A 1,646-nucleotide genomic window follows, 5' to 3' on the forward strand; every position below is an offset into this window, starting at 1 on the left:
CGACCGCACGACAGCGAGCCGGAGGCACCCATGACAGCCGCACCCCGCACGTTCCGCATCGCCGCCATCCCCGCCGACGGGGTGGGCAAGGAGGTGGTCGCCGCCGGACGACCCGTCCTGGACGCCCTGGCCGAGAACTCCCAGGACTAAATGACACAGGTTGCTCTTTAGGCCGTCCGCCTTCCCCTATTCCCTTGGCTCCGCGCCCATCAGGTCGACCGGACCGTCAGTCCTCGCCTTTGACGATGTTCCACTCCGCGCCGGTGCGTGCGGCGGGCGGCACGGCGGTCTCGTCCGCGACCGCGGCTACGCAGGTGCGTACCTTGCGGTCCCGGAGGCGGCGGGCCTTCGCCCACCCGGTCTCAGTCACCCGGGGGGCCGGTTTCTCCTTGATGTCCCTCGTCACGGGGCTTCATCTTCCTTCTGCGACCGAGCTTCCCGAGTTCTCGGAATGAACTGAGGAAGCCTGGAACGGATGCATACACGCCAAGTTTCCAAGCCCCATGGGAGCAAACCTCGGACGCCGGACACGGCGCGCTCCCGCAGGGCGGGGAGTCGCTTTTCCCGGGTACCCGCCCGTGTCGTACGGGCGGGTACCCGGCCGTACTGACACGGACATCCGCCGCGGCACTGGAGGAGCGTATGGAGAGCGCCGTCGTCGAACGGGTGGGCAGCGCCGTCTACACCGTGCCCACCGACGTGCCCGAAGCGGACGGCACGTTCGCCTGGAACAGCACCACGCTCGTCGTGGCCACCGTCCACTGCGGGGAGGTCACCGGGCTCGGCTACACCTACGCCCCGGCGGCGACCGCGCGAGTCATCGACGACCTGCTCGCCGACGTGGTCGCCGGCACGACCGCCTTCGACGTCCCGCGCGCCAACGAGGCCATGCAGCGCGCCGTGCGCAACGCCGGGCTGCCCGGCATCGCGGCCCAGGCGATCTCCGCCGTGGACATCGCGCTGTGGGACGCCAAGGCACGGCTGCTGGGGCTGCCTCTCGGCCGACTCCTGGGCGCGGCCCGCGACGACGTACCGGTCTACGGCAGCGGCGGATTCACCACCTACGACGATCGGTTGCTGGAGCGACAGCTGCGCGGCTGGGTCGAGGACGAGGGCATCCCGCGCGTCAAGATCAAGATCGGTGAGTCCTGGGGGCGGTGCGAGGCACGCGATCTGCGGCGGGTGGCACAAGCCCGGGCCGACATCGGTGAGTCGGCCGAGCTGTATGTGGACGCCAACGGCGGTTACGGCGCCAAGCAGGCCGTCCGGGTCGCGGCGGCCCTCGCCGGGGAGGGGGTGACGTGGTTCGAGGAGCCGGTCTCCTCCGACCGGCTCACGTCGCTCGCCGCGATCCGCGGCCGTATCGCCGCCGACGTGGCGGCCGGGGAGTACGGCTACACGCTGCCCTATTTCCAGCACATGCTCGCCGCCGGCGCCGTCGACTGTCTCCAGGCCGATGTCACCCGGTGCGGCGGGATCACCGTCTGGCTGCGCGTCGCCGCGCTGGCGCAGAGCCACGGCCTGGAGATCTCGGGCCACTGCGCCCCGCACGCCCACGCCCACGCCGCGGCCTCCGTGCCCAACCTGCGGCACCTGGAGTGGTTCCACGACCACGCCCGCGTCGAACGCCTCCTCTTCGACGGCGC

2 protein-coding genes are annotated in these 1,646 nt (G+C 71.3%); one reads left to right on the top strand and one right to left on the bottom strand.

What is annotated here, in order from left to right; all coding sequences use genetic code 11:
- Positions 1-226: 226 nt before the first annotated feature.
- Positions 227-406 carry a hypothetical protein gene (locus STRIP9103_RS20915; protein ID WP_009316401.1) on the bottom strand — a complete coding sequence of 60 codons (180 nt, stop codon included), beginning with the start codon at positions 404-406 and terminating at the stop codon, positions 227-229.
- A 236-nt stretch (positions 407-642) separates the two neighbouring features.
- On the opposite strand from STRIP9103_RS20915, the gene STRIP9103_RS20920 reads away from it, so the two are divergent.
- Positions 643-1,646 (top strand): enolase C-terminal domain-like protein (locus STRIP9103_RS20920; RefSeq protein WP_048820669.1); only part of this gene is annotated, 1,004 nt, incomplete at its 3' end.

The sequence above is a fragment of the Streptomyces ipomoeae 91-03 genome (assembly GCF_000317595.1).
In the GTDB taxonomy this organism is placed as follows: Bacteria; Actinomycetota; Actinomycetes; order Streptomycetales; family Streptomycetaceae; genus Streptomyces; species Streptomyces ipomoeae.